This window comes from Methylobacterium sp. R2-1 (assembly GCF_014191355.1).
Classification (GTDB): domain Bacteria; phylum Pseudomonadota; class Alphaproteobacteria; order Rhizobiales; family Beijerinckiaceae; genus Methylobacterium.
Window position 1 is genome coordinate 39,613 of sequence record NZ_JACHWM010000017.1, and the last position, 22,616, is coordinate 62,228.

Below are 22,616 nucleotides of genomic sequence, written 5' to 3' on the forward strand. Positions count from 1 at the left end.
GCGCAACGCGCGCCGTGTCGGGGGGCACATGCGGCGGCCCTCAAGTCACCGCCGTTAATCTCACGTTCACGAATTCGGGGCGACACGGCACGCCCCTCGAAACGGACAGGAGCCATCCGACCATGAGAGCAGCCCTCTTCGGAATCGCCGTCACGATCGCAGGTTTCGGCGCCACCGCGCCGGCCCAGGCCCTTCCCCTTTCCGGCGCCGCTCCGCTGACGGAAGGTCTTTTCCAGCAGGCGCAGTACAGCCGCCGCGTCATCCGCGGTCCTCGCTGCAAGACCGTCGTCACGAAGCGCCGCAGCCGGTTCGGCCGGGTCGTCATCACCCGCGAGCGCCGCTGCTTCTGATCAGCGTCTCCTCACGCAGGACGACAAGCGGCCCCCGGAGACGGGGGCCGCTTTTTTTACGACTTCAGCAGGCCGTGGCCGCGCATCCAAGCCATGAAGAGCGCAGGCCAGGCCGCCGCCGGGCTTCCCGGCACGCCCAGCCCGAAGCCGTGGCCGCCGCGCTCGAACAGGTGCATCTCCGCCGGCACCTTCGCTGCCCGCAAAGCTGCGTACATCAGCAGCGGATGGTCGGTCACCGCGATCCGGTCGTCCGACGCCTGGACCATGAAGACCGGCGGCGTACGCTCGTTGACCTGGACCTCCACCGAGTAGGCCCGCCGCCGCGCATCGGGCGGATCGTCGCCGACAAGCACCCGGCGGCTCGACATGGTGCGGTCGAACGGCTTCCGCATGGTGATGATCGGGTAGATCAGCCCGGCGAAGGAAGGGCGGGCGCTGAGGCCGTCCGCATCGTCCATGTCGTCGTAGAGATCCTGCTCGGCATCGGTCGCGGTCACGCCCATCAGATGGCCGCCCGCGGAGAAGCCGAGCACGCCGATCCGATCCGGATCGAGCCCGTATTCCTCCGCCTTCCAGCGGATGAGGCGCATGGCCCGCTGCGCATCCTGCCGCGGCGCGTCGGGACCGTCGCGCCATTCCTCGCTCGGAAGCCGGTAGACCAGCACGAAGGCGGTGATGCCGGCGCGCGCCAGCCATTGTCCCACCGGCAGTCCCTCGTTGCCGATGTCGATGCGCAGGTAGCCGCCACCCGCAGCGATTAGGACACCGGCCCCGTTCGGGCGTTCGGGACGGATGACGAGGAGGCAGGGGCGCGCCACGGCGGTGATGACGCCGGTCAGGGTTTCGTCGAACCGGTATTCCGAGCGGAACGGGCCGCCGCCCCCCGGCGGTAGATCCGGCCACAGATCGATGACTTCGAGGTCCGAGCCGGGTGCGGATTTCGGCAGAGGCTGGACGATATCACCGGTCTGCGGACGAACCGGAAGACGCAAGGCCGGTTGCAGGTCCGATTGCTGCGCCCGCGTCCCGGCCCCGGTCAGCACCGTCGCCGTCCCTGCGAGGAGGGCTCGCCGATGGAGCGTCATGGTCTGGGCCTCGCCGTCATCGCAACTCCCGCCGCGGCACCGCGCAGGATTCACGTCCGTGGCGGCGGCTTCAACGTGTCCCCTACGCGGCTCCCGTGGACAACCGCGTACGCCTGCGACCGATCCGACACCCGCTCAGCTTTTGCGTGTCATCGTCGCGACATAGAAGCCATCGGTGCCGGTCATTGCCGGGCTCATCTGGATACCGCGCGCCGTCCGGCGGACCCTTTCATCGAGACCTGCGACAGCAGCAAGATCGGTCGCGACCGCCTGGATCGCACCGCGTCCGCGTTGGAGCAGCCCGTCCACGGCGGCATCGTTCTCCTCGGGCAGGAGCGAGCAAGTGACGTAGACGAGGGTTCCACCGGGACGCAGGAGTTTGGCCGCCCGGTCGAGCACCTCGGACTGCTCGGCGATCCGGCCGGCGAGGCTGCCCGGCCGCAGGCGCCACTTGGCGTCGGGATTGCGGCGCCACGTGCCGGTGCCGGTGCAGGGCGCATCGACGAGCACCCGATCGACCGTACCGTCGAGATCGGCCAGCACGTCGGAGCGTGCCTTGCCAGTGCGCGGCGTGCGCACCTCGACCTGCGCGCCAGCGCGGCGCAGGCGCTCGTGGATCGGCGCGAGCCGGCGCGGATCGGCATCGGTGGCGATGAGCCGGGCGGCATTGCCGGTGATCGCGGCGAGCGCCAGCGACTTGCCGCCCCCACCGGCGCAGAGATCGACGACGGTCTCGCCCGGCCTCGCCGCGGCCAGCAGGCTCGCGATCTGTGAGCCCTCGTCCTGAATCTCGAATCCGCCTTCCAGAAACAGCGGATCGACGTGGAGCGCCGGGCCGCGCCCGTCCTCGCCCAGCGGGATGCGCAGCCCGAGGGCAGAGAGCGGCGTCGCTTCAGGCGAGAGGTCGGCGAGCGTCGCCAAGGCCGCCTCGCGGCTCTGCTTCAGTGTGTTGACGCGAATGTCGAGCGGCGCCCGGCGGCCGAGCGCACGCAGCTCGGGCAGGAGCGCATCACCGAATACTGCCGTCAGCGAAGGCAGCACGAAAGCTGGCGCATCGCCCGCGATCTCGGGCGGCGCATCGGCGAGACTTCCCTCCACCAGCCGCTTCCGCTCGTCCTCGGTGAGGGGAGGGGGCGCGAAGCGCGCACCGTCGAACAAAGAGGCGATGCTCGGCTCGGCCAGGCCGCGCTGCAGGCGCAGCATGCCGATGACAATGGCGCGGCCGGTCTCCCCGCCCATGATCCAGGCGGCGGAGGCCCGGCGCCGCAGGCCGTCATAGACGAGGCTCGCGATCGCCGCTCGGTCGCCGGAGCCGGCGAAGCGGTGAGCGAGGCCCCAATCCTTGAGGGCATCGGCGGCCGGGCGGCGGCGCTCAGCGATGTCGTCCAGGATCTCGATGGCGGCGGAGAGGCGGGCGGAGGGGGTCAGGATCAGCTCCGGAAACGTTTCGTTAAACTTGCCACCGTGCGGCCACGCTTGGACCCGCAGCCCGACACGATACGGCCGAGCTTCCGGCTTTTTACCCGTCCAGAACGGCACGATGGCCCCGTCCGTCAAGGACATGTGAGGAAAGGACCCCCGGGATGCCGTCCCTGAAGCCCGTCGTCTGCGCGAGCCTGCTCGCGCTCACGCTCGCCGCCTGCTCCACTGCGCCGGCCGCGCCCAGCCTCGACCCAGTGCCTCCGCCCGCCCGCCGGCCGGACGCCAAGACCCAGCTTGAATACGGCAACCCGCCTCCGCCGCCGCCCGGCCGATACTGACGAACGGTGCGGGCGGGGCTGCTCAAGCCGCTTCGCGGGCGCGCCGGTGCTCGTAGGCCTTGAGGTGCGTCAGCACCCGGTCGAGCACCGGCGTCTCCACGCCCTTGGACCGCCCGCGCTCGATCAGGTCACCGACGATGTGGTCGGCCTCGATACGGGCGCCTCCTTCGATGTCGCGCAGCATAGAGGCCGTCATCGCCGAGCTTTCGGCCGTCAGCATCTTGCGGGCGCCGGCAAACACCTTCTCGCGGGCACCGTTGCCGTTGGCGGCGGCCACCGCTTGGCACTCGTCGTGCAGCGCCTCGATGAACGCCCTTCCGCCGGGCGCCGCGACGATGTCGCCCACGGCGGCCCGCATCGAAGTGGTCGCCCCCGCGAGCGTCGCGAGGAAGACCCACTTCTCCCACATCTCGAGCAGGATCTTGTCGCTGGCACGCGGCTGGAAGCGTACGCCCTCCATCTGCGCTTCGATGCGCCCGATCCGCTCGGAGCGCGAGCCGTCGCGTTCACCATAGGTGAGGCTGTGCAAGTCGGTCATCTGCCGGATGGCGCCGTCGCCTGTCAGCGTAGCGACGATGCCGCAGCTTCCTCCCAGCACCCGGTCTGCACCGAAGGCCTGATCCAGCACGTCGAGATGGCGCAGACCGTTGAGGATCGGCAGCACCGCCGTGCCGGGACCGACGGCGGGTCCGACATCCGCCACCGCCGTGTCGAGGTCGTAAGCCTTGGCGGAGAGGAGCACGAGATCGAACGGGCCGGCTTCGGCCAGCCGGTCGGCCGTCACTGTCTGCGGCGCCGGAATATGCAGGTCGCCGACAGGGCTGAGGACCCGCAGTCCGTCTGCCGCGAGCCGCTCGGCGCGCGCCGGACGCACGAGGAAGGTGACATCTCGCCCGGCTTCCGCCAGCCGTGCCCCGAAATAGCCGCCGGTCGCGCCGGCCCCGACCACGAGAATCCGCATCGTCCTCCCCTTTCGTTGCGTCCTCACATATCGCGATGCCTTCCGTCCCGCACCCTGTCGCCTCAGCGATCCGGTCATTAGTTTCCTCGATGGAGGGATACGCGCCTTGCATAGATCTGGAGTCGCAGCCCGGCTGCGGCTAAGCTTAGTGACCAGACGGCCCCTGCATTCCGCACCGGCGATTGCTGGCTTCTGCGGATTTCGCCCATGCGCGCCCTTCCCATCCTCGCCGCTCTGGCCGCGGGACTACTTCCCGTCTTCAGCTCACAATCTGCCTCGGCGGTCGAACGGCAGCCCTTCGAAGTCGTGAAGGGCTGGGAAATCGAGCGGACGGTCGGCGATACCAGCGCCAATCCTTGCATCATGACCCATGCCTACGAAGACAAGGATGACAACAACGCCGCCAATGCGGTGGTCTTCGCTCTCCGGGACTCCTCGGCCGCGCTCGTGCTGGTCTATCAGGGCTGGGAATTCGACAAGGAGGAGCCGATCAAGGTTCCCCTCTTCCTCGACAAGAAGCAGATCAAGCTGAAGACGACCTGGATCGGAGACGGGAAGACCCTGCGCACCCAGTTGCCGGACAGCGTTGTTCCCGACCTGCTCGCGGCCAAGACGGTGATCCTGCGCTTCGAGGACAGCGACGCGGATTTCCGCATCCCGGATTTCGCGGCGGGCTACGAGTCGCTGCGGCGCTGCGACGCCGCGCCGGCCAAATCCGCCGCCGCTGCTCCACAAGCCGCACCGGCCGAGCCCCCCACGCCGTCGCAGCAGCGGATTGCGGCCTACGTGATCGGGCTGTCCGTGCAGCGCGTGCTGAAGGAATGCGACGTGCCCTCCACCGGCAAGCAGCGTGCCGGAGTGGAAGCGAGGATGGCGGCGCTCCAGCCGGAGATGGCGCCGCTCGAAGCAAAGGTGCGCAGTGAATTGAAGCGCAATGGTGAGTCCTGCCCGACGGTGGACAATCAGGGAAATTTCCAGGAGATCATGCGGAAGTTCATTGAGATGAGCCCCGAAGATTTGGTCGCCGCCCTGGAAAAACAGCCCGCGGCCGAGAAGAACCCGGAAGCTCCATCCGGCCCGAAGCTCTGAGGCTCACACGCGCGGATACGCTACAGGGTTCGGCACCAGAGAGAGCCGAACGATGGGGCGGGACGAAATCCCTCCTTTTCACTCATCCGCAAAACCCTGTGAGGGATGCATTCTTCGTGGCTGGTTGCGCCGGCCCGCTGCGGCTAGGCTTTCCGGACCGGCTGGTTGTTCCGCATTCCGCGGGGAGCCGGGGGCCGGCTGTCCTCGCGGAGATGTCGCGTGCGCCTCTCACCCGTCACGGCAGCGATGCTGGCGACGCTCCTCGGCGGCCCGCTCGCTGCCGCGGACCGCGCGGCGGTCGAGACCGTGGGCGGCTGGACGGTCGAGCGCCGTGTCGGCCAGCCCGACGCACAGGCCTGCCGGATGACCCGCACCGAGAAGAACACACGGGGCGAGATCATCGGCCTCGTGATTGTCTCGCTCGACCGTGGCGGGCTCACCCTGGCAGTCGCCGATAGGAACTGGGATTTTCCGGCTGGCGAGCGGTTCGCCGTGCCGATGCTCCTCGACGGAAAGCCTGCCGGGACGACGCTGATCTGGACTGGCGACGGACAGATCCTGCGCACGGCGCTGCCGGAGACGATCGTACCGGACCTGCTGGGCGCGCGAGTGCTGGCCCTTCGTTTCGCCGACGGCGACATGGCGGTCGCCGCGCCCGATCTCGCAGCGGCCTTCGCCGCTCTGCGTCTGTGCGCGAGCGGACCGCCGAGCAAGCCCAGCGTGACGGTAGAACCCCCGCTGCCTTCCCGGGCGCGGATGGCCACTTACACGGTAGGACTCGCCCTTCAGGGCGTATTGCGGACTTGCGGCGTGGTTGCGACCGAAGCGCAGCGTGAAGCGGTCGAGGCGAAGTTGGCCGTACTCCGGCCCGAGATGGCTCCTTACGAGGCAGCGATCCGCATGCAGGTGACGAAGTCTCGCGGCTTTGCCTGTCCCACCACCGACAAGGAAGCGGAGTTTCAGGAGGCATTGCGCCGGTTCATCACCCTGAGCCCGGACGAGTTCGCAGCGGTGATCGATCGACAGGCGGAGGCCGCACCGAGCACACCGATGACGAAACCATAGCTTACCGTGCGCACGGGTTCGAATTGTGCGACACTATTTGATTCATGTCATTGAGGGTAGGCAACCGGTCGTGAAAGGTACTTTGGCGTCAGGCAGGAACTCCGCCACGTACCGGAGCGGCGGTTATTGACCTTCGCCGGACGCGTTCCTCCCAAGACTTGGTCTCCGCAGCCGCCGCAGGGATGCGGAGATTTTTTTAGATGCGGGAGAAATTTTCTACAACTAGATTAATAATCATTACGTTTCAGAGATCCGCGCTCATCTCCGCTTGCCGCACCGCTCTTGCCGCACCGCTAAGGCCGACGATGCGCCACTCTCTCTCACCGGTCCCGGCACGCGGTCGCGCGGTGGCCGCCACGCTCCGCGTGCTGATCTTCCTGGAATGTCTGGTCCTACCGGTCAGTGTGATCTGGCTCCGAAGCCGATCCTGCGAGGCCCCGTGGAAAGGACCTCGCGACCATATCGTCACCGACTCGGATAGTTCGGGCTCTCACGGGTGATCGTCACGTCGTGGACGTGGCTCTCGCGCAGGCCCGCATTGGTGATGCGTACGAACTGCGCCCGCTCTTGGAAGTCTGGCACGGTGGCCGCGCCGACATAGCCCATCGCCGCCCGCAGGCCACCGGCGAGCTGGTGCAGCACCGCCGCGACCGGACCCTTGTAGGGCACCTGCCCCTCGATGCCCTCCGGCACGAGCTTATGGGTGTCGCTGACCTCGGCCTGGAAGTAGCGATCGGCCGAGCCGCGGGCCATGGCGCCCACCGAACCCATGCCGCGGTAGCTCTTGTAGGAGCGGCCCTGGTAGAGGAACACCTCACCCGGTGCCTCGTCGGTGCCCGCCAGCAGCGAGCCCAGCATGGCGACGGAGGCACCCGCCGCGATCGCCTTGGCGAGGTCGCCCGAGAACTTGATGCCGCCGTCGGCGATCACCGGCACATCGGCCCCCTGCGCGGCCTCGACTGCCTCCATCAGCGCCGTGAGCTGCGGCACACCGACGCCCGCGACGATGCGGGTGGTGCAGATCGAGCCCGGGCCGATGCCGACCTTGATCGCGTCGGCACCGGCATCGATCAGGGCGCGGGCGCCCTCGGCGGTGGCGACGTTGCCGGCGATGATCTGCACGGCGTTGGAGAGCTGCTTCACCCGCGCCACGCTGTCGAGCACCTTGCGGGAATGGCCGTGGGCGGTATCGACCACGATCACGTCGCAACCGACATCGATCAGGCGCTCGGCCCGCTCGAAACCGGAATCACCCGTCGTCGTGGCGGCGGCGACCCGCAGCCGGCCCTGCTCGTCCTTGACGGCGTTGGGATAGGTGACCTGCTTCTCGATATCCTTGACGGTGATGAGGCCGATGCAGCGGTAGTGGTCGTCGACGACGAGCAGCTTCTCGATGCGGAACTGGTGCAGCAGCCGCTTGGCCTCGTCCTGCGTCACGCCCTCGCGCACGGTGATGAGCCGGTCGCGGGTCATCAGTTCGGCCACCGGCTGGCCGATATTGGTGGCGAAGCGCACGTCGCGGTTCGTCAGAATGCCGACGAGCTTGCCGCGGGAGCCGTTGGGGCCGCGTTCGACCACGGGGATGCCGGAGATGCGGTTCTTCTTCATCACCTCGAAGGCGTCGGCGAGCGTCTCGTCGGGGTGAATGGTGATCGGGTTGAGCACCATGCCCGATTCGTACTTCTTGACGAGGCGGACCTGCTCGGCCTGCTCGGCCGGCTCGAGGTTGCGGTGGATCACGCCCAGCCCGCCGTTCTGCGCCATGGCGATCGCCATCGGCGCCTCGGTGACGGTGTCCATCGCCGACGCGATGATCGGCAGGTTGAGCCGGATTGTGCGGGTGAGACGGGTCGCGACATCGACCTCGGTGGGCATCACCGAGGACGCGGCGGGGCGCAGCAGCACGTCGTCGAAGGTAAGGCCCTCGATGATCGTGTCAGCGCTGATACGGGCCATGGAAACCAACTCCGGAGACGGGTGTTGCGCCGGGCCGGGAGCGTCCGGCCAGCGGGATCGGGTTGGCAGGGGCCAGTATCACGGGCATGCGATGCACGCAAAGCCGCCGCACCCCTTTGCGGTGCATGGCTGAGTGGCGATCGAAGCCCTTCGGCTCAGTTCTGACTCCGCGCGGCAACCCACCATTAACCCTTACGTTCCACGATCACGGCGGACCGCCCGCGTCCTGTTGCGGGACCGGCCGGCTGGAGACGAGCCCTCCCCATGATGTCGCGCGCCGAACGCAGTCCCCTGGCGGATTGGTGGTGGACGGTCGATCGCGGCCTGCTCGCGGGCCTCGGTTGCCTGATGGTCGCCGGTCTCGTTTTCCTGATGGGCGGCGGGCCGCCGGTCGCCGAGCGCATCGGCCTGCCGACCTTCTACTTCCTCAATCGGCAGGCGATGTATCTCGCCCCGACGATCCTGCTCATCATCGCGGTCTCGTTTCTTTCGGTGCGCCACATCCGGCGCTTCGCGCTGGCTACGTGGCTGATCGGCGTGGTGCTCTGCATCCTGGCCGGCAAGTTCGGCCCCGAGATCAAGGGCGCGCATCGCTGGATCCAGTTCGGCTCCTTCGGTCTCCAACCCTCGGAGTTCGTGAAGCCCGCCTTCGTGGTCGTGACCGCCTGGGCGTTCTCGGAGGGCGCCAACCGCCGCGACATGCCCGGTGTCACTCTCGCGTTCCTGCTCCTGCCGCTGACCATCGTGCCGCTGATCCTCCAGCCCGATTTCGGCCAGACCATGCTGATCACGATGGTGTGGTGCACCCTGTTCTTCGTTGCCGGACTGCACTGGTTCTGGGTGGCGGGCTTAGGCTTCGCCGGCATGATCGGCGTGTTCACCGCCTACACCTTCCTCCACCACGTACGCGAGCGCATCAACCGCTTCATGGACCCGGAATCGGGCGACAGCTTCCAGGAGGTTTGGTCGCGCGAATCGTTCAATTCCGGCGGATGGTTCGGCACCGGCCCCGGCGAGGGCGTGGCCAAGCGCCACCTGCCCGACGCGCATACCGACTTCATCTTCTCGGTGACCGGCGAGGAATTCGGCGTGCTGGTCTGCCTGGGCCTCGTGGCACTCTTCGCCTACATCGTCATCCGCGGGCTCAAGCTCGCGCGCCGCACCGACGATACCTTCACGAGGCTTGCCATCACCGGTCTGACAACGCTCTTCGGCCTCCAGGCCTGCATCAACATGGCGGTGAATACGCAGCTCATGCCGGCCAAGGGCATGACCCTGCCGTTCGTCTCCTACGGCGGCTCCTCGCTGATCTCGCTGGCACTGGGCATGGGGTTCCTCGTGGCGCTCACCCGCAAGCGGCCGCGCACCACCACGGTCAACCAGCGCCCGCCCGGCACGATGCCCTCCGCCGTTCCGGGGCTGATGCAGTGACCGTTTTCACGCCCCTCGTCCTGGTCTGCGCGGGCGGAACCGGCGGCCACCTGTTCCCGGCCCAGAGCCTCGCCTACGCCCTGAAAGAGCGCGGCGTCCGCGTTGCGCTGGCCACCGATGCGCGCGTCGACTCGATCGCGGGCGATTTCCCGGCGGAGGAGATCGTCACCATCGCCTCAGCGACGCCCTCGGGCCGCTCGGCCCTGCACCGGGCCGGCGCCGTTCTGACGCTCGGCCGCGGGTTCGGGCAGGCGGCCCGCGCCGTGCGGCGCCTAAACCCGGCGGCCGTGGTCGGCTTCGGCGGCTACCCGACCGTGCCGCCGATTCTCGCCGCGCAGTTGCTGCGGGTGCCGACCATCCTGCACGAGCAGAATGCGGTGATGGGCCGGGCCAACGGCTTCCTCGCCAAGGGTGCTCGGGTCATCGCCACGGGCTTCAAGGATGTGCGCGGCGTCCCCGAGAAGGCGACGGCGCGCCGCGTTCATACCGGCAACCCGATTCGCCCTGCCGTGCTCGCAGTCGCAGAGCAGCCCTATCCGACCCTCGATGCGGGCTCGCCGCTGCGCCTCCTCGTCTTCGGCGGCAGCCAGGGCGCCCGCGTCATGAGCGAGGTCGTGCCGGCCGCGATCGAGCGGCTTCCGGAAGATCTGCGCGCCCGCCTGCACCTCGTGCAGCAGGCGCGGCCCGAGGATCTGACGGCGACGCAGAACCGTTACCTCGCCATGGGGCTCGGCGGGATCGAGGCGGCGCCGTTCTTCAAGGACCTGCCCGGCCGCATGGCCGCCGCCCATCTCGTGGTGGCGCGCTCCGGCGCCTCGACGGTCTCGGAACTCGCCGCCATCGGTCGGCCCGCCATCCTCGTGCCGCTGCCCGGGGCGCTCGATCAGGATCAGGCCGCCAACGCCGCAACGCTGGCGCAGATCGGTGCCGCGCTGTCGATTCCGCAGACCGCCTTCACCCCCGACCGGCTCGCCGCCGAGCTGGTCGATCTGTTCGAGGCGCCGCGGAAATTGACCCAGGCCGCCGCTGCCGCCAAAACCGCCCGCATCCTCGACGCGGCCGACCGCCTCGCCGCGCTCGTCGTCGAGACCGCGGCCGCTGCCTGATCTCGTCCCGGACGCTGCGCGCTCCGGGGCTCTAAAGGTTCGTGACATGAAGCTGCCCGAAAAGCTCGGCCCCATCCACTTCATCGGCATCGGCGGCATCGGCATGTCCGGCATCGCCGAGGTGATGGCCAATCTCGGCTACACCGTGCAGGGCTCGGACGCGAACGACAACGCCAATGTCCGGCGGCTTTCCGAGAACGGCATCCGCACCTTCGTCGGCCACCGGGCGGAGAACGTCGAGAACGCCGCCCTCGTCGTGGTCTCGACCGCGATCCGCCGCGACAACCCGGAACTGGTCGAGGCCCGCGAGCGCCGCCTGCCGGTGGTGCGCCGCGCCGAGATGCTGGCCGAGCTGATGCGCTTCAAGTCCTGCGTCGCGGTGGCCGGCACCCATGGCAAGACCACGACGACCTCGCTCGTCGCGACGCTGCTCGATGCCGGCAACCTCGATCCGACCGTCATCAACGGCGGCATCATCAACGCCTACGGCACCAATGCGCGCATGGGCGCGGGTGACTGGATGGTGGTCGAAGCCGACGAATCCGACGGCACCTTCCTCAAGCTGCCGGCGGATGTCGCCATCGTCACCAACATCGACCCCGAGCATCTCGACCATTTCGGCTCGTTCGATGCGATCAAGGACGCCTTCCGGCGTTTTATCGACAACATCCCGTTCTACGGCTTCGCGGTGATGTGCATCGACCACCCGATCGTGCAGGATCTGGTCGGCCATATCGAGGATCGGCGCATCATCACCTACGGCGAGAACCCGCAGGCCGACGTGCGCCTCCTCGACATCGACCTGAAAGGCGGCCAGAGCCGCTTCCGGGTGATGATCCGCGACCGCCGCCCCGGCTTCCGCCTGGAGATGCAGGATCTCGTCCTGCCGATGCCGGGCCGCCACAATGCGCTCAACGCGACCGCCGCGCTGGCGGTGGCCCACGAACTCGGCGTGTCCGAGGAGGCGATCCGCAAGGCGCTCTCGGGCTTCGGCGGCGTCAAGCGCCGCTTCACCCGCACAGGCGAGTGGAACGGCGCGACGATCTTCGACGATTACGGCCACCACCCGGTCGAGATCGCCGCTGTGCTACGCGCCGCCCGCTCCTCGACCGACGGCAACGTGATCGCGGTGGTGCAGCCGCACCGCTACACCCGGCTTCAATCGCTGTTCGAGGATTTCTGCACCTGCTTCAACGACGCCGACACGGTGATCGTCGCCCCGGTCTACGCCGCGGGCGAGGCGCCGATCGAAGGCATCGACCGCGATTCGCTGATCGCTGGCCTGAAGGCTCGCGGCCACCGCGACGCGGTCGCCCTGGAGCGCCCGGAGGATCTCGCCCGCCTCGTCGCCGGCCGCGCCGGCCCGAACGACTACGTGGTGTGCCTCGGCGCCGGCACGATCACCCAGTGGGCCTACGCGCTGCCGGGAGAGTTGGCGGCGTTGCAGGGGTGAGATGTGCGCTCGCTTCACGCGCTGGCCGGCTCGGGCGCTAGGTCCTCGACGTCGAGGGCGCGCGCGAGCCGCCGGTAGATGGCAGGCTCGGCCTTGACCTCTCCCTGCTCGATCGCAACCAGCAGACTCGGCTCGACCGCGCAAAGTTGCGCGAGTCCGTCGGCGGCGATGCCGCGCCGACCTCGCCAGAAGGCGAGGGGACTCGGCGCCCGGCACAAGCCGGCTAAGTCGTCCTCACTCAGAAGCTCCTCCTCGCCGGCCGCCAGCCGGCGCTCGGAAGCGTCGAGCGTGCGCGTGTCGAGCGTGTCCTCGGCCAATTCCCTCAGCCGCTCGAACTCGGCCTCGGGCAGGATCACGATGGCCTCGCCGGAGGGCGCGCGGGTCCGCACGATGGTCATGGTGCCTCTGCTACCCGTAGATCGAACCTCGGGGACCGACCTTGTGGACAATGATCCGATCCGCTCCATTGGTGAAGAGCACTCGCCAGTCGCCGAACCGAAGGCGGCGCCGGTCGTCGCTGCCCTAGAGGGCATTGACGTTGTTGGAGAGAGCGGACGGAGCTTGCCGCGGATCAAATCCTCGGTATTCCGCGGCATCCGACTCAAGGCGCGAGCGGCAGCACGGGTGAAAACCAAGCTCCGTCCCACCGCGGTCCTCCGCCAGAATCGACAGATGCGAGCGACAGGTTAGCATGACCGCGCACTCCCTCATCGACGACATCCGCGCCGCCGCGCCGAACCTTCGCGGTCGCCTCCTCGAAAACCAGTCGCTGGCCGACCTCACGTGGTTCCGTGTCGGCGGGCCGGCGCAGGTTCTATTCAGCCCGGCCGACGAGGAGGATCTCGCCACGTTCCTGGCCGCTCTCGAGCCGTCCGTGCCGGTCACGGTGATCGGCCTCGGTTCGAACCTGATCGTGCGCGACGGCGGCATTCCCGGCGTGACGATCCGGCTCGGTGGCAAGGCCTTCGGCTCGGTCGAGATCGATGGCGAGATGATCCGCGCCGGCACTGCCGTGCCGGACATGCGCCTCGCCAAGACGGCAGCCGAAGCCGGCCTCGATGGGCTCGCCTTCTTCCGCGGCATCCCAGGATCCGTCGGTGGCGCGCTGCGCATGAATGCGGGCGCTCATGGCGGCGAGACCACTGACGTGCTGGTCGAGGCCCGCGGCATCGACCGGAAGGGCGAGGTCCATAGCTTCACCCATGCCGAAATGGGCTTCCGCTACCGCCATTCCTCGGCACCCGAGAACGTGATCTTTACGAGCGCGACCTTCCGCGGCCGTCCCGGCGATCGCGAAGAAATCGAGGCGGAGATGGAGCGGGTCACTGCCGCCCGCGAGGCCGCGCAGCCGATTCGCGAGCGCACCGGCGGCTCGACCTTCAAGAACCCAGAGGGCGGCAAGGCGTGGCAGCTCATCGACGCCGCCGGCTGCCGCGGGTTGGTCCGCGGCGGGGCACAGGTCTCGGAGATGCACTGCAACTTCTTGATCAACCGCGGCGGCGCCACCGCGGCCGACATCGAAGGGCTCGGCGAGGAGGTGCGCCGCCGGGTGCGCGAGACTTCCGGCGTCGAGCTGCACTGGGAGATCAAGCGGATCGGCGTCGAGACCGCCTGAGCCGGCCCCTTCCCTAAAGCCGAATTTTTCGACGGAGCCCTCCATGTCCAAGCACGTCGCCGTCCTGATGGGCGGCTGGTCCTCCGAGCGGGAGATCTCGCTTCGCTCCGGTACGGCCTGCGCCGCGGCGCTGGAAGGGGAGGGATATCGCGTCACCCGCGTCGACGTCGGGCCCGATATCGCCTCCGTGCTGACGGAGCTCCGACCCGATGCGGCGCTCAACGCGCTGCACGGGCCGGCAGGTGAGGACGGCACGATTCAGGGCCTGCTCGAAATCCTGAAGATCCCCTACACCCATTCCGGCGTGCTGGCCTCAGCGCTCGCCATGCACAAGGAGCGTGCCAAAACGGTCATGCGCGCGGCCGGTGTGAGCGTTCCGGAGGGCCGGGTCGTTAACCGTCATGATGCGGCGAAGTCACACCCGTTAACCCCTCCCTACGTCGTCAAGCCCATCGCCGAGGGCTCCTCCATGGGGGTCATCATCGTGCGCGAAGAGCGCTCCCATCCGCCTCAGATTCTGGGCTCCGACGCGTGGGTCTATGGGGAGGAAGTCCTTGCAGAGACTTACGTTGCCGGCCGTGAGCTGACCTGCGCGGTGCTGGGGGATCGGGCCCTCGGTGTGACCGAGATCAAGCCCGTCTCAGGGGAGTGGTACGACTTCGACGCCAAGTACGCCGGAGGGGGGTCGATCCACGTCCTCCCCGCCGATCTTAAACTAAATATTTACCAGCGTGTCCAAGAGTTGGCGTTAACGGCGCATCAAGCACTGGGATGCCGTGGCGTCAGCCGTGCCGACCTTCGTTACGACGACACGCCGGGGGGAACCGGTGCTCTCGTCGTCCTGGAGGTCAACACGCAGCCAGGGATGACCCAGACGAGCCTTGTGCCGGAGATCGCGGCCCACGCAGGCCTGAGTTTCGGTGAACTCGTCCGATGGATGGTGGAGGACGCTTCTCTCAACCGCTGAACGCAGCCGGCAACCCCGGCAGCGGCGGGATCCTTGCGGGGCTGCGGCTTCCCCGGATCCTCAGGCGGTTCTCGTCGGCGCGTCGGCTCCGGCCGGCGGTGCCGATCGAGGCGCGCGTGCCGCGGCTCGCGGGCACCGCGCTGGTGGCTGGGCTCGCCGGCACCGTCGCGCTGACCGGCTTCGTCATGAGCGGGCGCTACGACAGCTTCGTCGCCGAGAATGGCCGTCCGCTCGACATCCTCGCGCGGATCGCCGGCTTCGGCGTCGAGCGGGTGACCATCACCGGCCTGTCCCGGATGTACGAGCGGGAGGTGCTGAGCACCGCCGGTATCGACTGGCGCTCCTCGGTGCCGTTCCTCGACGTCGACGGGGTGCGTGATCGCCTGCTCACCGAGAAGCTGATCGCCAGCGCCTCCGTGCGCAAGCTCTACCCCAATGAGATCGTCATCAACCAGGTCGAGCGGGAGCCCGCCGCCCTTTGGCAGCAGAACGGCGAGATCCAGGTGATCGCCGCCGACGGCAAGGTGATCGACGACCTGCGCGACGAGCGCTACGTCAACCTGCCGCTCGTGGTCGGTGCGGGCGCCAATGAGCGCCTCAAGGAATACCTCGACCTGATCGAGGCGGCCGGCCCGCTCGGCTCGCGCATCCGCGCCGGCACCTACGTTTCCGGCCGGCGCTGGACGCTCAAGCTCGACGGCGTCGATGTCCGCCTGCCGGAGGCCGACCCCGCCGAGGCGTTGGCCCGCCTCGTCCGCCTGGAGCGGGAGAGCAAGATTCTGGAGAAGGACATCATCGCGGTGGACCTGCGCATGGCCGACCGCGTCGTGGTGCGCCTGACCGAGGAGGCCGCGGCCGCCCGGGCCGAGAGCCGCAAGAAGCCGAAGAAGGGGACGGCGACATGATCGCGCTCCGCCCCGCCGCACTCTCCTCCGTGTCCTGTCGCGTATCCGCCGAGTAGCGTCCGATGCAGACCCATCACGGCCTCACGCCGCGCCTGAAACCGCTCTCCGCCCGTCGGAGCGCGACGATGTCGGTGCTCGACATCGGCACCAGCAAGGTCGTCTGCCTCATCGCCGAGCTGCAGCCGGCCGAGGCGATGTCCACCCTGCGCGGGCGCACCCATCTCGCCCGGATCATCGGCATCGGCCACCAGCGCTCGCTCGGACTGAAGGGCGGCGCCATCGTCGATCTGGAGGCCGCCGAGGGCGCGATCCGTCAGGCGGTCCACGCTGCCGAACGCATGGCCAAGGCCGAGGTCCAGTCGGTCATCGTCAACATTTCCGGCGGGCGCATCGCCTCGCAGCATTTCGAGGCGCGTGTGAACGTCCGCTCCGGCACGGTCACCGGAGCCGATGTCGAGCGCGTGCTGGAGACCGCGAGCGCCCACGGCGTCAGCCCAGGCCGGGCGGTGCTTCACGCCCTGCCGACCGGCTACGCGCTGGACGGGCAGGGGGCCGTGATCGACCCGTCCGGCATGATCGGCAACGCGCTCGGTGTTGACCTCCACGTCGTCACCGCCGAGGCGGCCGCTGCGCGCAACCTGATGCTGGCGGTCGAGCACTGCCATCTCGGCGTCGATGCGGTGATCGCCACGCCCTACGCCGCCGGCCTCTCGGCGCTCGTGGACGACGAGGCCGAACTCGGCTGCGCTGTCGTGGACATGGGCGGCGGCACCACCAGCGTCGGCGTCTTCATGGGCGGCCACCTCGTCCATTGCGACGCCGTCGCGGTCGGCGGCCACCACGTCACGATGGACATCGCCCGCGGGCTCTCGACCCGGGTCTCCGTCGCCGAGCGGCTGAAGACCCTCTACGGCTCGGCCATTGCCACGGCCTCCGACGAGCGGGACATGATCGCCGTGCACGGCGTCGGCGAGGACGAGGGCGAGGCGCCCGGCCACGTGCCGCGCTCGCAGCTCGTGCGCATCGTCAAGCCGCGGGTCGAGGAGGTGCTCGAATTGGTGCGCGATCGCCTGCGCAACGCGGGCTTCGGCGCCCAGGCCGGCCGCCGGGTGGTGCTCACGGGCGGCGCGAGCCAGCTCGTCGGCCTGCCGGAAACGGCCCGCCGCATCCTTCAAGGACAGGTCCGGATCGGGCGCCCGCTCGGCATCCGCGGCCTGCCGGAAGCCGCCAAGGGGCCCGCCTTCTCGGCCTCGGTCGGCCTGCTGGTCTACCCGCAGGTGGCGCATGCGGAGCATTTCGAGCCGCGGGGGCAAGGCGCCTTCGCCGGCACGGGAACGGACGGATACTTCTCGCGGGTCGGTCGCTGGATCCGGGAAAGTTTCTGAAGAACGACCCGCGTCGGGGCGAGGCCAGCGCGGGACAAGCAAGACAGGGCAGGCGTCGAAAGGCGTCGTTCAGGCAATCGAAAGTCACGAAGGGTTCGACCACATGGCCATCTCTCTTCAGGCTCCGGACATCCGGGAACTCAAGCCCCGCATCACCGTCTTCGGCGTCGGCGGCGCGGGCGGCAACGCCGTCAACAACATGATCGAGTCGGGGCTTCTCGGCTGCGAATTCGTCGTCGCCAACACCGACGCCCAGGCGCTCACCTCTTCGAAGGCCGAGCGGGTCATCCAGATGGGCATCGGCGTGACGCAGGGCCTCGGCGCCGGCTCGCACCCCGAGGTCGGCTCGGCGGCGGCCGAGGAGGTCATCGACGAGATTCGTGACCAGCTCTCGGGCGCGCACATGGCCTTCATCACCGCGGGCATGGGCGGCGGCACCGGCACCGGCGCGGCTCCCGTCATCGCCCGCGCGGCGCGTGACATGGGCATCCTCACCGTCGGCGTGGTGACGAAGCCGTTCCAGTTCGAGGGCATGCGCCGCATGCGCACCGCCGAGGCCGGCATCCAGGAGCTTCAGGCGGCGGTCGACACCCTGATCGTCATCCCGAACCAGAACCTGTTCCGGGTCGCCAATGAGAAGACCACCTTCGCCGACGCCTTCGCGATGGCTGACCAGGTGCTCTACTCGGGCGTCGCCTGCATCACGGACCTCATGGTCAAGGAAGGCCTGATCAACCTCGACTTCGCCGACGTGCGCGCGATCATGCGCGGCATGGGCAAGGCGATGATGGGCACCGGCGAGGCGTCCGGCGAGAACCGCGCCAACCGCGCGGCGGAAGCGGCCATCGCCAACCCGCTCCTCGACGACGTGTCGATGAAGGGCGCGCGCGGCCTGCTGATCTCGATCACGGGCGGCTCCGACCTCACCCTCTATGAACTCGATGAAGCCGCGACCCGGATCCGCGAAGAAGTCGATTCCGATGCCAACATCATTCTCGGCGCCACCTTCGACGAGAGCCTCGACGGCATCATCCGCGTCTCGGTCGTCGCCACCGGCATCGAGCCGGCGCTGATCTCGGCCGATTCCCCGAACAACCCGGAAATCGCCCAGACCGAGCAGCGCATCGCAGAGGTCGCCGAGCGCCTGCGCTCCGAGGCCCGGGCCCGGGCTTCCGCCGCACTGAGCCCGGCCTCGACGCACCAGCCGGTGCAGCAGTCCGCTCATCAGCCGGCGCACCGCGCGGGCCCCGAGCCGCTGCTCGCCCCGAACGCGGGCCCGCGGGCCATGCTGTCGGAGCCGGTATCACCGGAGCCGATGCGCGCCGAGCCCGCCCCGGCGATGCACCACCACGATGTGGTGCTGACCCAGGCCCCCGCCCGCGCCGCCGCCCCCGCCTATGAGCCGCCGGCCCCGGTCCAGGCGCCGGAGCCCGTCCAGGCTGCGAATGGCCCCTACGTGCCGCCGCGTCCGCAGCTCGCCCGCCCGCCGCGCATGCCGCAGATCTCGGACCTGCCGCCTCACACCCAGGCGCAGATCCTCAAGAGCCGCGGCGAGGAGCCCCAACCGGAGCCGAGCCAGGACTCCAAGCGGATGACCCTGCTGCGCCGGCTCGCCACGGTCGGTTTCGGCGGTCGCCGTGAGGAGGCCGAGCCCGCCCCGGCGCAGCCCGCTCGCGCCGCCGCTCCGGCCCCGGCCGCTGTGCCGCGCGTCGAGCCGGCCCTGCGGGCGCCCGCGCCCCAGGCGCCGCAGTACCGGCCCGCGCAGGGAAATCTGGACGCGCAGGGCCGTGCCCTGCCGCCGCGGATGATGGAAGACGACCAGCTCGAGATCCCCGCCTTCCTTCGCCGCCAAGCGAACTGACTCGCCGACTGACAAGCGGATCGGCTGTGGATTGATGGGGGCGACGACGCCTCCATCGGCCCTCAGTGAGGTGTTTCGGCAACAGACCCGGGATCGCAAGATCCCGGGTTTAGTTGCTTGTTAAGACATTGAACACAAAATCCTTTTCAAGGATCGTGGCGAAACCGTGGCTGTAACAGATCGTAAGAATCCGTGATTTGGCCGCCCCGTTTGCCACAGCTATACACCATGCCGGAACGACAGAAGGCGCGCTTGGTCGACCGACCGGCAGCGCTCGCAGAGGCTTCAAGCAGCGGACGGACTTTCCCATTCCGCGCCCCAAACCGGGGATGCGCGGGAAGGATCCTGGCCGAGGGCTAAGGTATGCGGACGAACCAACAAACAACGCTCAAAACGTCCGTGACCCTCACCGGAATCGGAGTCCACTCCGGAAACCCGGCAGAGATCACGATCCACCCCGCTAAAGCCAACCACGGTATCGCCTTCCTCCGAACGGGCACGACCACCGGCAACGACCGGCTCATCAAGGCCCACTTCGCCTGCGTCTCCGCCACCGAGTTGTGCACCGTCATCGGTGATGTCGAGACCGGCGCCGTCGCCACCATCGAACACCTGATGTCGGCCCTCTACGGCCTTGGTGTCGACAATGCGCTGATCGAGATCGACGGCCCCGAGATGCCGATCCTCGACGGCAGCGCTCGCCCCTTCGTCACTGCCATCGACAGCGTCGGCCTCAGCCCCTGCGGCGCGCCGCGCCGCTGGATCAAGGTGCTCCAGCCCGTCCGCATCGAGGCCGGCCGCGCCTTCGCCGAACTCCGTCCGATCGACCGCGGCTTCCGCCTCGATGTGGAGATCGACTTCGAATCCCCGGTGATCGGCCGCTCGCGCAAGGCGATGGACCTCACCCCGGCCGCCTACCGCCGAGAGATCGCTCCCGCCCGTACCTTCGGCATGATGAAGGACGTGGAGCGGTACTGGAAGGCCGGCTTCGCGCTCGGCGCCTCCCTCGACAACACGGTCGCCGTCGGCGAGACCGCTGTCGTCAACCCGGAAGGCCTGCGTTTCGCGGACGAGTTCGTCCGCCACAAGTTCCTCGACGCGGTCGGCGACCTCGCGCTGGCCGGCCTGCCGATCCAGGGCGCCTACCGCTCCTATTGCGGCGGACACCGCATGAATGTCGGCATCCTCGAAGCCCTGTTCGCCGACCGCGCGAACTACGCTATCGTCGAGGGGCAAGGCACCCGCCGCGAGCCGACACGGGCCGAGTTCGGCCTCGGCATCGCTGCCTTCGCCGCGGAACTGTAACCGTCGCGCCACATCGGCTCGCGATCCACGTTCCGGACGGAATCCATTAACCGTTTCCGCCGCCCTGCCGTTTTGACGCCCGAATCGGCCTCCACCCGTGAAAGCCTGCGCGTAGGTCGCGGTCCGCCTCGAGGCGGCCGGGCCTGACAGGGAATTTGATCGCGATGCCTCTGACCTTCCCGACCCGTGGCGCGATGGCGGCCGTGCTCCTCAGCCTCGGCCTCGGGCTCGGCGGCTGCGACGCCCTCGACCCGACCAACCTCTTCGCCGAGAAGTACAAGCCCGAGGCGGTTCCGGACACGCCTGCGGACAAGCTCTACAGCGAGGGCTTGGCGAAGATGGAGGACAAGGACTACGAGAACGCCGCCAAGCAGTTCGAGCAGCTCGACAAGCAGTACGCCTATTCCGATTGGTCGCGGAAAGGCCTGCTGATGACGGCCTACGCGAACTACGAGGGCGCGAAGTACGACGACGCGATCAACGCCTCGAAGCGCTACCTGCAGCGCCATCCGGCGAGCAAGGACGCGGCCTACGCCCAGTACCTGATGGCGATGTCGCAATATAAGCAGATCCCGGACGTGACCCGCGATCAGGAGCGCTCCGAGCGCGCCCTCGTCGCCCTGCAGGAGCTGGTGCAGAAGTACCCGACCTCCGAATACGCCGCCGACGCCAAGGCCAAGATCCAGATCACCCGCGACCAGCTCGCCGGCAAGGAGATGGAGGTCGGCCGCTTCTACCTCGAGAAGCGCGCCTTCCCGGCCGCGATCAATCGCTTCCGCGACGTGGTCAGCAAGTACCAGACGACCCGCCATGCCGAAGAGGCGCTAGAGCGCCTGGTCGAGGCCTATATGGCCCTCGGCCTCACCGGCGAGGCGCAGACCGCCGCAGCCGTGCTCGGCCACAACTTCCCCGACAGCCCCTGGTATCAGGATGCCTACAAGCTCCTGCAGACCGGCGGTCTGGAGCCGCGGGAGGAGAAGTCCTCCTGGCTCAGCAAGATCTATCGCGGCGTGATCGGCCGGACCGCCGCCGCCGAGTAGCACCGGCCCGCCATTCTCCCGCGGCAGGCTTGTCGAAGAGCGACGCAGACGAAGTGTTCGAGCAGCGTCCTGGATCCGAGATCCGGGACGCTGTTTTCGTTTCGACGCAGGCGCGTTCGGTCATCCGCGCAGGGCCTGGCCAATCTCCGCGCGCGGCGAAGCCATTCCCTGTCGTTGCCAATCGAGCCGTGGCTCGGCTTGGCGGAGAGGAGGGTGCTTCTTCAGATGAGTCGGTCGATCCGCCTCTCGATCCGCTCGGAATACGCCCTCGCTACAGGCAGGGCGTCCGTGAGTTCGCCGTAGCGGGTGCACACCTCCGAGAGGAACCCGATGAGCGCCCGAACCGACTGCATCTCGGGGTCGTTCGGTGGCGTGTAGCGGAGGGGTCCGCCGCGATAATCCATCGGGTCATCGATGACGCAGCGATCCTCGTTCTCCCTCTCGAGGATCCATTCGGACCTCAGCAGTTTCTCGGGATGGTCTCTGAGAAGCTCGAACGGCCCGCGGTAATGGGTCGAGAAGCCACGATCCAGGCACGCCTGACCGGCCGTCAGGATCTTCGCCCATCCTCGGACGACCTTCGTGACGTATTGCGCGGCATTTCTCACCGAGAAATGCGCGATCCAGAGCCGCCGCTCGGTGACGACCGTGCCGCCGCTGCCCTCCGGCAAAGACACGTCGTGCTGCCCTTCCAGCACGAGGCCCCGCTCCTTCGACAGCCGCCAACTCACGATCACCTTGCCGTCGGCAGCGATCTCCGTGCGGTGGGTGATGCGGCGCGGGACGAGGTTTTCGGTCGTGTCGTCGTGGGTCCTGTAGTTGTAGTGGGCCCAGGGAATCCGGACGGCGACGACGTTCTCAGGGGAATTCTCCAGCCCCTGGAGATAGCCCCGCAATCCCCCCGGCAACTGGCGCTCGTCGTAGAACTCGTCGCTGTCGAGACAGGCGACCCAGTCCGCGTCGTGCCGATCAACCGCCTCGTTGTAGAGCCAGTTGTTCATGTCGCGCTCGGAGAAGCAGATCGACCGTGACTGGTAGACCGTCAGGGACAGCCCTTCTTCGGCGAGGCTTCTGATGACCTCGATGGTTCCATCCCGGCTCCCGTTGTCGAGAATGATGTGATGATCGACGAAGGCAGCGGCGTGCCGGATGAAGGCCTCGATGATGTCGACCTCATCGAGCACTCGACTCACTGCAACGATACGCATGCACCGGCTCCCCAGACACATCCGACCCGGTGGGCGAAGCGGCCCACGGCGGAACACGCGCGCGGCCGATCGTC

General features: G+C 68.4%; 20 protein-coding genes. 14 read left to right on the plus strand and 6 right to left on the minus strand.

What is annotated here, in order from left to right:
* Window positions 1-122 precede the first annotated feature (122 nt).
* Entirely contained in the window at window positions 123-350 is a 228-nt protein-coding gene (locus FHU13_RS22015; protein ID WP_183437984.1) for a hypothetical protein, read from the plus strand.
* 56 nt (window positions 351-406) lie between these two features.
* Here FHU13_RS22015 and FHU13_RS22020 read toward each other — a convergent pair whose 3' ends face one another.
* Both FHU13_RS22020 and FHU13_RS22025 read right to left on the minus strand, forming a co-directional pair.
* Window positions 407-1,435 carry an alpha/beta hydrolase gene (locus tag FHU13_RS22020; protein ID WP_183437985.1) on the minus strand — a complete coding sequence of 343 codons (1,029 nt, stop codon included), beginning with the start codon at window positions 1,433-1,435 and terminating at the stop codon, window positions 407-409.
* Between the two features lie 135 nt (window positions 1,436-1,570).
* Window positions 1,571-2,923: an RsmB/NOP family class I SAM-dependent RNA methyltransferase gene (locus FHU13_RS22025; protein ID WP_183438072.1), complete on the minus strand. Its 1,353-nt coding sequence runs from the start codon at window positions 2,921-2,923 to the stop codon at window positions 1,571-1,573.
* Between the two features lie 95 nt (window positions 2,924-3,018).
* Between FHU13_RS22025 and FHU13_RS22030 the strand changes: the two genes are divergently transcribed.
* Complete coding sequence (locus FHU13_RS22030) at window positions 3,019-3,195, plus strand: hypothetical protein (RefSeq protein ID WP_183437986.1); 177 nt, start codon at window positions 3,019-3,021, stop codon at window positions 3,193-3,195.
* Between the two features lie 22 nt (window positions 3,196-3,217).
* On the opposite strand, the gene panE is transcribed toward FHU13_RS22030, so the two are convergent.
* Window positions 3,218-4,156, minus strand: a complete 939-nt coding sequence (gene panE, locus FHU13_RS22035; RefSeq protein WP_183437987.1) for a 2-dehydropantoate 2-reductase — start codon at window positions 4,154-4,156, stop codon at window positions 3,218-3,220.
* Between the two features lie 207 nt (window positions 4,157-4,363).
* Here panE and FHU13_RS22040 point away from each other — a divergent pair, with 207 nt between their 5' ends.
* Window positions 4,364-5,245 carry a hypothetical protein gene (locus tag FHU13_RS22040; protein WP_183437988.1) on the plus strand — a complete coding sequence of 294 codons (882 nt, stop codon included), beginning with the start codon at window positions 4,364-4,366 and terminating at the stop codon, window positions 5,243-5,245.
* A gap of 219 nt (window positions 5,246-5,464) precedes the next feature.
* Window positions 5,465-6,310, plus strand: coding sequence for a hypothetical protein (locus FHU13_RS22045; RefSeq protein WP_183437989.1), 846 nt, complete (start codon window positions 5,465-5,467; stop codon window positions 6,308-6,310).
* A 465-nt stretch (window positions 6,311-6,775) separates the two neighbouring features.
* Here FHU13_RS22045 and guaB read toward each other — a convergent pair whose 3' ends face one another.
* Window positions 6,776-8,266 carry an IMP dehydrogenase gene (guaB, locus tag FHU13_RS22050; protein ID WP_183437990.1) on the minus strand — a complete coding sequence of 497 codons (1,491 nt, stop codon included), beginning with the start codon at window positions 8,264-8,266 and terminating at the stop codon, window positions 6,776-6,778.
* 264 nt (window positions 8,267-8,530) lie between these two features.
* Between guaB and FHU13_RS22055 the strand changes: the two genes are divergently transcribed.
* Genes FHU13_RS22055 through murC form a run of 3 tightly spaced genes read left to right on the plus strand, consistent with a single transcriptional unit; the run spans window position 8,531 to window position 12,256 of the window.
* Entirely contained in the window at window positions 8,531-9,697 is a 1,167-nt protein-coding gene (locus tag FHU13_RS22055) for an FtsW/RodA/SpoVE family cell cycle protein (RefSeq protein ID WP_183437991.1), read from the plus strand.
* On the plus strand, window positions 9,694-10,803 hold the full coding sequence (gene murG / locus FHU13_RS22060; RefSeq protein ID WP_183437992.1) for an undecaprenyldiphospho-muramoylpentapeptide beta-N-acetylglucosaminyltransferase: 1,110 nt from the start codon (window positions 9,694-9,696) through the stop codon (window positions 10,801-10,803). Before FHU13_RS22055 ends, murG begins: the two co-directional genes overlap by 4 nt.
* Window positions 10,804-10,849: 46 nt before the next feature.
* Window positions 10,850-12,256, plus strand: a complete 1,407-nt coding sequence (gene murC, locus FHU13_RS22065; protein WP_183437993.1) for a UDP-N-acetylmuramate--L-alanine ligase — start codon at window positions 10,850-10,852, stop codon at window positions 12,254-12,256.
* A 14-nt stretch (window positions 12,257-12,270) separates the two neighbouring features.
* On the opposite strand, the gene FHU13_RS22070 is transcribed toward murC, so the two are convergent.
* Entirely contained in the window at window positions 12,271-12,654 is a 384-nt protein-coding gene (locus FHU13_RS22070) for a transcriptional regulator (RefSeq protein WP_183437994.1), read from the minus strand.
* Window positions 12,655-12,947: 293 nt separating this feature from the next.
* Between FHU13_RS22070 and murB the strand changes: the two genes are divergently transcribed.
* From murB to FHU13_RS22105, 7 genes are all read left to right on the plus strand, one after another.
* Entirely contained in the window at window positions 12,948-13,871 is a 924-nt protein-coding gene (gene murB / locus FHU13_RS22075) for a UDP-N-acetylmuramate dehydrogenase (protein ID WP_183437995.1), read from the plus strand.
* A 43-nt stretch (window positions 13,872-13,914) separates the two neighbouring features.
* On the plus strand, window positions 13,915-14,838 hold the full coding sequence (locus tag FHU13_RS22080; RefSeq protein ID WP_183437996.1) for a D-alanine--D-alanine ligase: 924 nt from the start codon (window positions 13,915-13,917) through the stop codon (window positions 14,836-14,838).
* The gene (locus FHU13_RS22085) at window positions 14,805-15,743 is read left to right on the plus strand and encodes a cell division protein FtsQ/DivIB (protein ID WP_183437997.1); all 939 of its coding nucleotides are present in this window, start codon (window positions 14,805-14,807) and stop codon (window positions 15,741-15,743) included. The genes FHU13_RS22080 and FHU13_RS22085 overlap by 34 nt, the downstream gene beginning before the upstream one ends.
* A 62-nt stretch (window positions 15,744-15,805) precedes the next feature.
* Complete coding sequence (ftsA, locus tag FHU13_RS22090) at window positions 15,806-17,128, plus strand: cell division protein FtsA (protein ID WP_183437998.1); 1,323 nt, start codon at window positions 15,806-15,808, stop codon at window positions 17,126-17,128.
* A 103-nt stretch (window positions 17,129-17,231) separates the two neighbouring features.
* Entirely contained in the window at window positions 17,232-18,989 is a 1,758-nt protein-coding gene (ftsZ, locus tag FHU13_RS22095; protein ID WP_183437999.1) for a cell division protein FtsZ, read from the plus strand.
* 363 nt (window positions 18,990-19,352) lie between these two features.
* Window positions 19,353-20,294 carry a UDP-3-O-acyl-N-acetylglucosamine deacetylase gene (lpxC, locus tag FHU13_RS22100; protein WP_183438000.1) on the plus strand — a complete coding sequence of 314 codons (942 nt, stop codon included), beginning with the start codon at window positions 19,353-19,355 and terminating at the stop codon, window positions 20,292-20,294.
* A 164-nt stretch (window positions 20,295-20,458) separates the two neighbouring features.
* Entirely contained in the window at window positions 20,459-21,334 is an 876-nt protein-coding gene (locus FHU13_RS22105) for an outer membrane protein assembly factor BamD (protein ID WP_183438001.1), read from the plus strand.
* A 221-nt stretch (window positions 21,335-21,555) separates the two neighbouring features.
* Here FHU13_RS22105 and FHU13_RS22110 read toward each other — a convergent pair whose 3' ends face one another.
* Window positions 21,556-22,542: a glycosyltransferase family 2 protein gene (locus FHU13_RS22110; protein WP_183438002.1), complete on the minus strand. Its 987-nt coding sequence runs from the start codon at window positions 22,540-22,542 to the stop codon at window positions 21,556-21,558.
* Window positions 22,543-22,616: the final 74 nt, after the last annotated feature.

What these genes read in the sequence shown, in the direction of transcription:
- FHU13_RS22105 (WP_183438001.1), top strand. Translation starts at nt 20,459, where the DNA reads ATGCCTCTGACCTTCCCGACCCGTGGCGCGATGGCGGCCGTGCTCCTC.
- murB (WP_183437995.1), top strand. Translation starts at nt 12,948, where the DNA reads ATGACCGCGCACTCCCTCATCGACGACATCCGCGCCGCCGCGCCGAAC.
- ftsA (WP_183437998.1), top strand. Translation starts at nt 15,806, where the DNA reads ATGCAGACCCATCACGGCCTCACGCCGCGCCTGAAACCGCTCTCCGCC.
- FHU13_RS22055 (WP_183437991.1), top strand. Translation starts at nt 8,531, where the DNA reads ATGATGTCGCGCGCCGAACGCAGTCCCCTGGCGGATTGGTGGTGGACG.
- lpxC (WP_183438000.1), top strand. Translation starts at nt 19,353, where the DNA reads ATGCGGACGAACCAACAAACAACGCTCAAAACGTCCGTGACCCTCACC.
- FHU13_RS22110 (WP_183438002.1), bottom strand. Translation starts at nt 22,542, where the DNA reads ATGCGTATCGTTGCAGTGAGTCGAGTGCTCGATGAGGTCGACATCATC.
- FHU13_RS22070 (WP_183437994.1), bottom strand. Translation starts at nt 12,654, where the DNA reads ATGACCATCGTGCGGACCCGCGCGCCCTCCGGCGAGGCCATCGTGATC.
- murC (WP_183437993.1), top strand. Translation starts at nt 10,850, where the DNA reads ATGAAGCTGCCCGAAAAGCTCGGCCCCATCCACTTCATCGGCATCGGC.
- FHU13_RS22020 (WP_183437985.1), bottom strand. Translation starts at nt 1,435, where the DNA reads ATGACGCTCCATCGGCGAGCCCTCCTCGCAGGGACGGCGACGGTGCTG.
- FHU13_RS22040 (WP_183437988.1), top strand. Translation starts at nt 4,364, where the DNA reads ATGCGCGCCCTTCCCATCCTCGCCGCTCTGGCCGCGGGACTACTTCCC.
- FHU13_RS22015 (WP_183437984.1), top strand. Translation starts at nt 123, where the DNA reads ATGAGAGCAGCCCTCTTCGGAATCGCCGTCACGATCGCAGGTTTCGGC.
- ftsZ (WP_183437999.1), top strand. Translation starts at nt 17,232, where the DNA reads ATGGCCATCTCTCTTCAGGCTCCGGACATCCGGGAACTCAAGCCCCGC.
- FHU13_RS22085 (WP_183437997.1), top strand. Translation starts at nt 14,805, where the DNA reads ATGGATGGTGGAGGACGCTTCTCTCAACCGCTGAACGCAGCCGGCAAC.
- FHU13_RS22030 (WP_183437986.1), top strand. Translation starts at nt 3,019, where the DNA reads ATGCCGTCCCTGAAGCCCGTCGTCTGCGCGAGCCTGCTCGCGCTCACG.
- guaB (WP_183437990.1), bottom strand. Translation starts at nt 8,266, where the DNA reads ATGGCCCGTATCAGCGCTGACACGATCATCGAGGGCCTTACCTTCGAC.
- panE (WP_183437987.1), bottom strand. Translation starts at nt 4,156, where the DNA reads ATGCGGATTCTCGTGGTCGGGGCCGGCGCGACCGGCGGCTATTTCGGG.
- FHU13_RS22080 (WP_183437996.1), top strand. Translation starts at nt 13,915, where the DNA reads ATGTCCAAGCACGTCGCCGTCCTGATGGGCGGCTGGTCCTCCGAGCGG.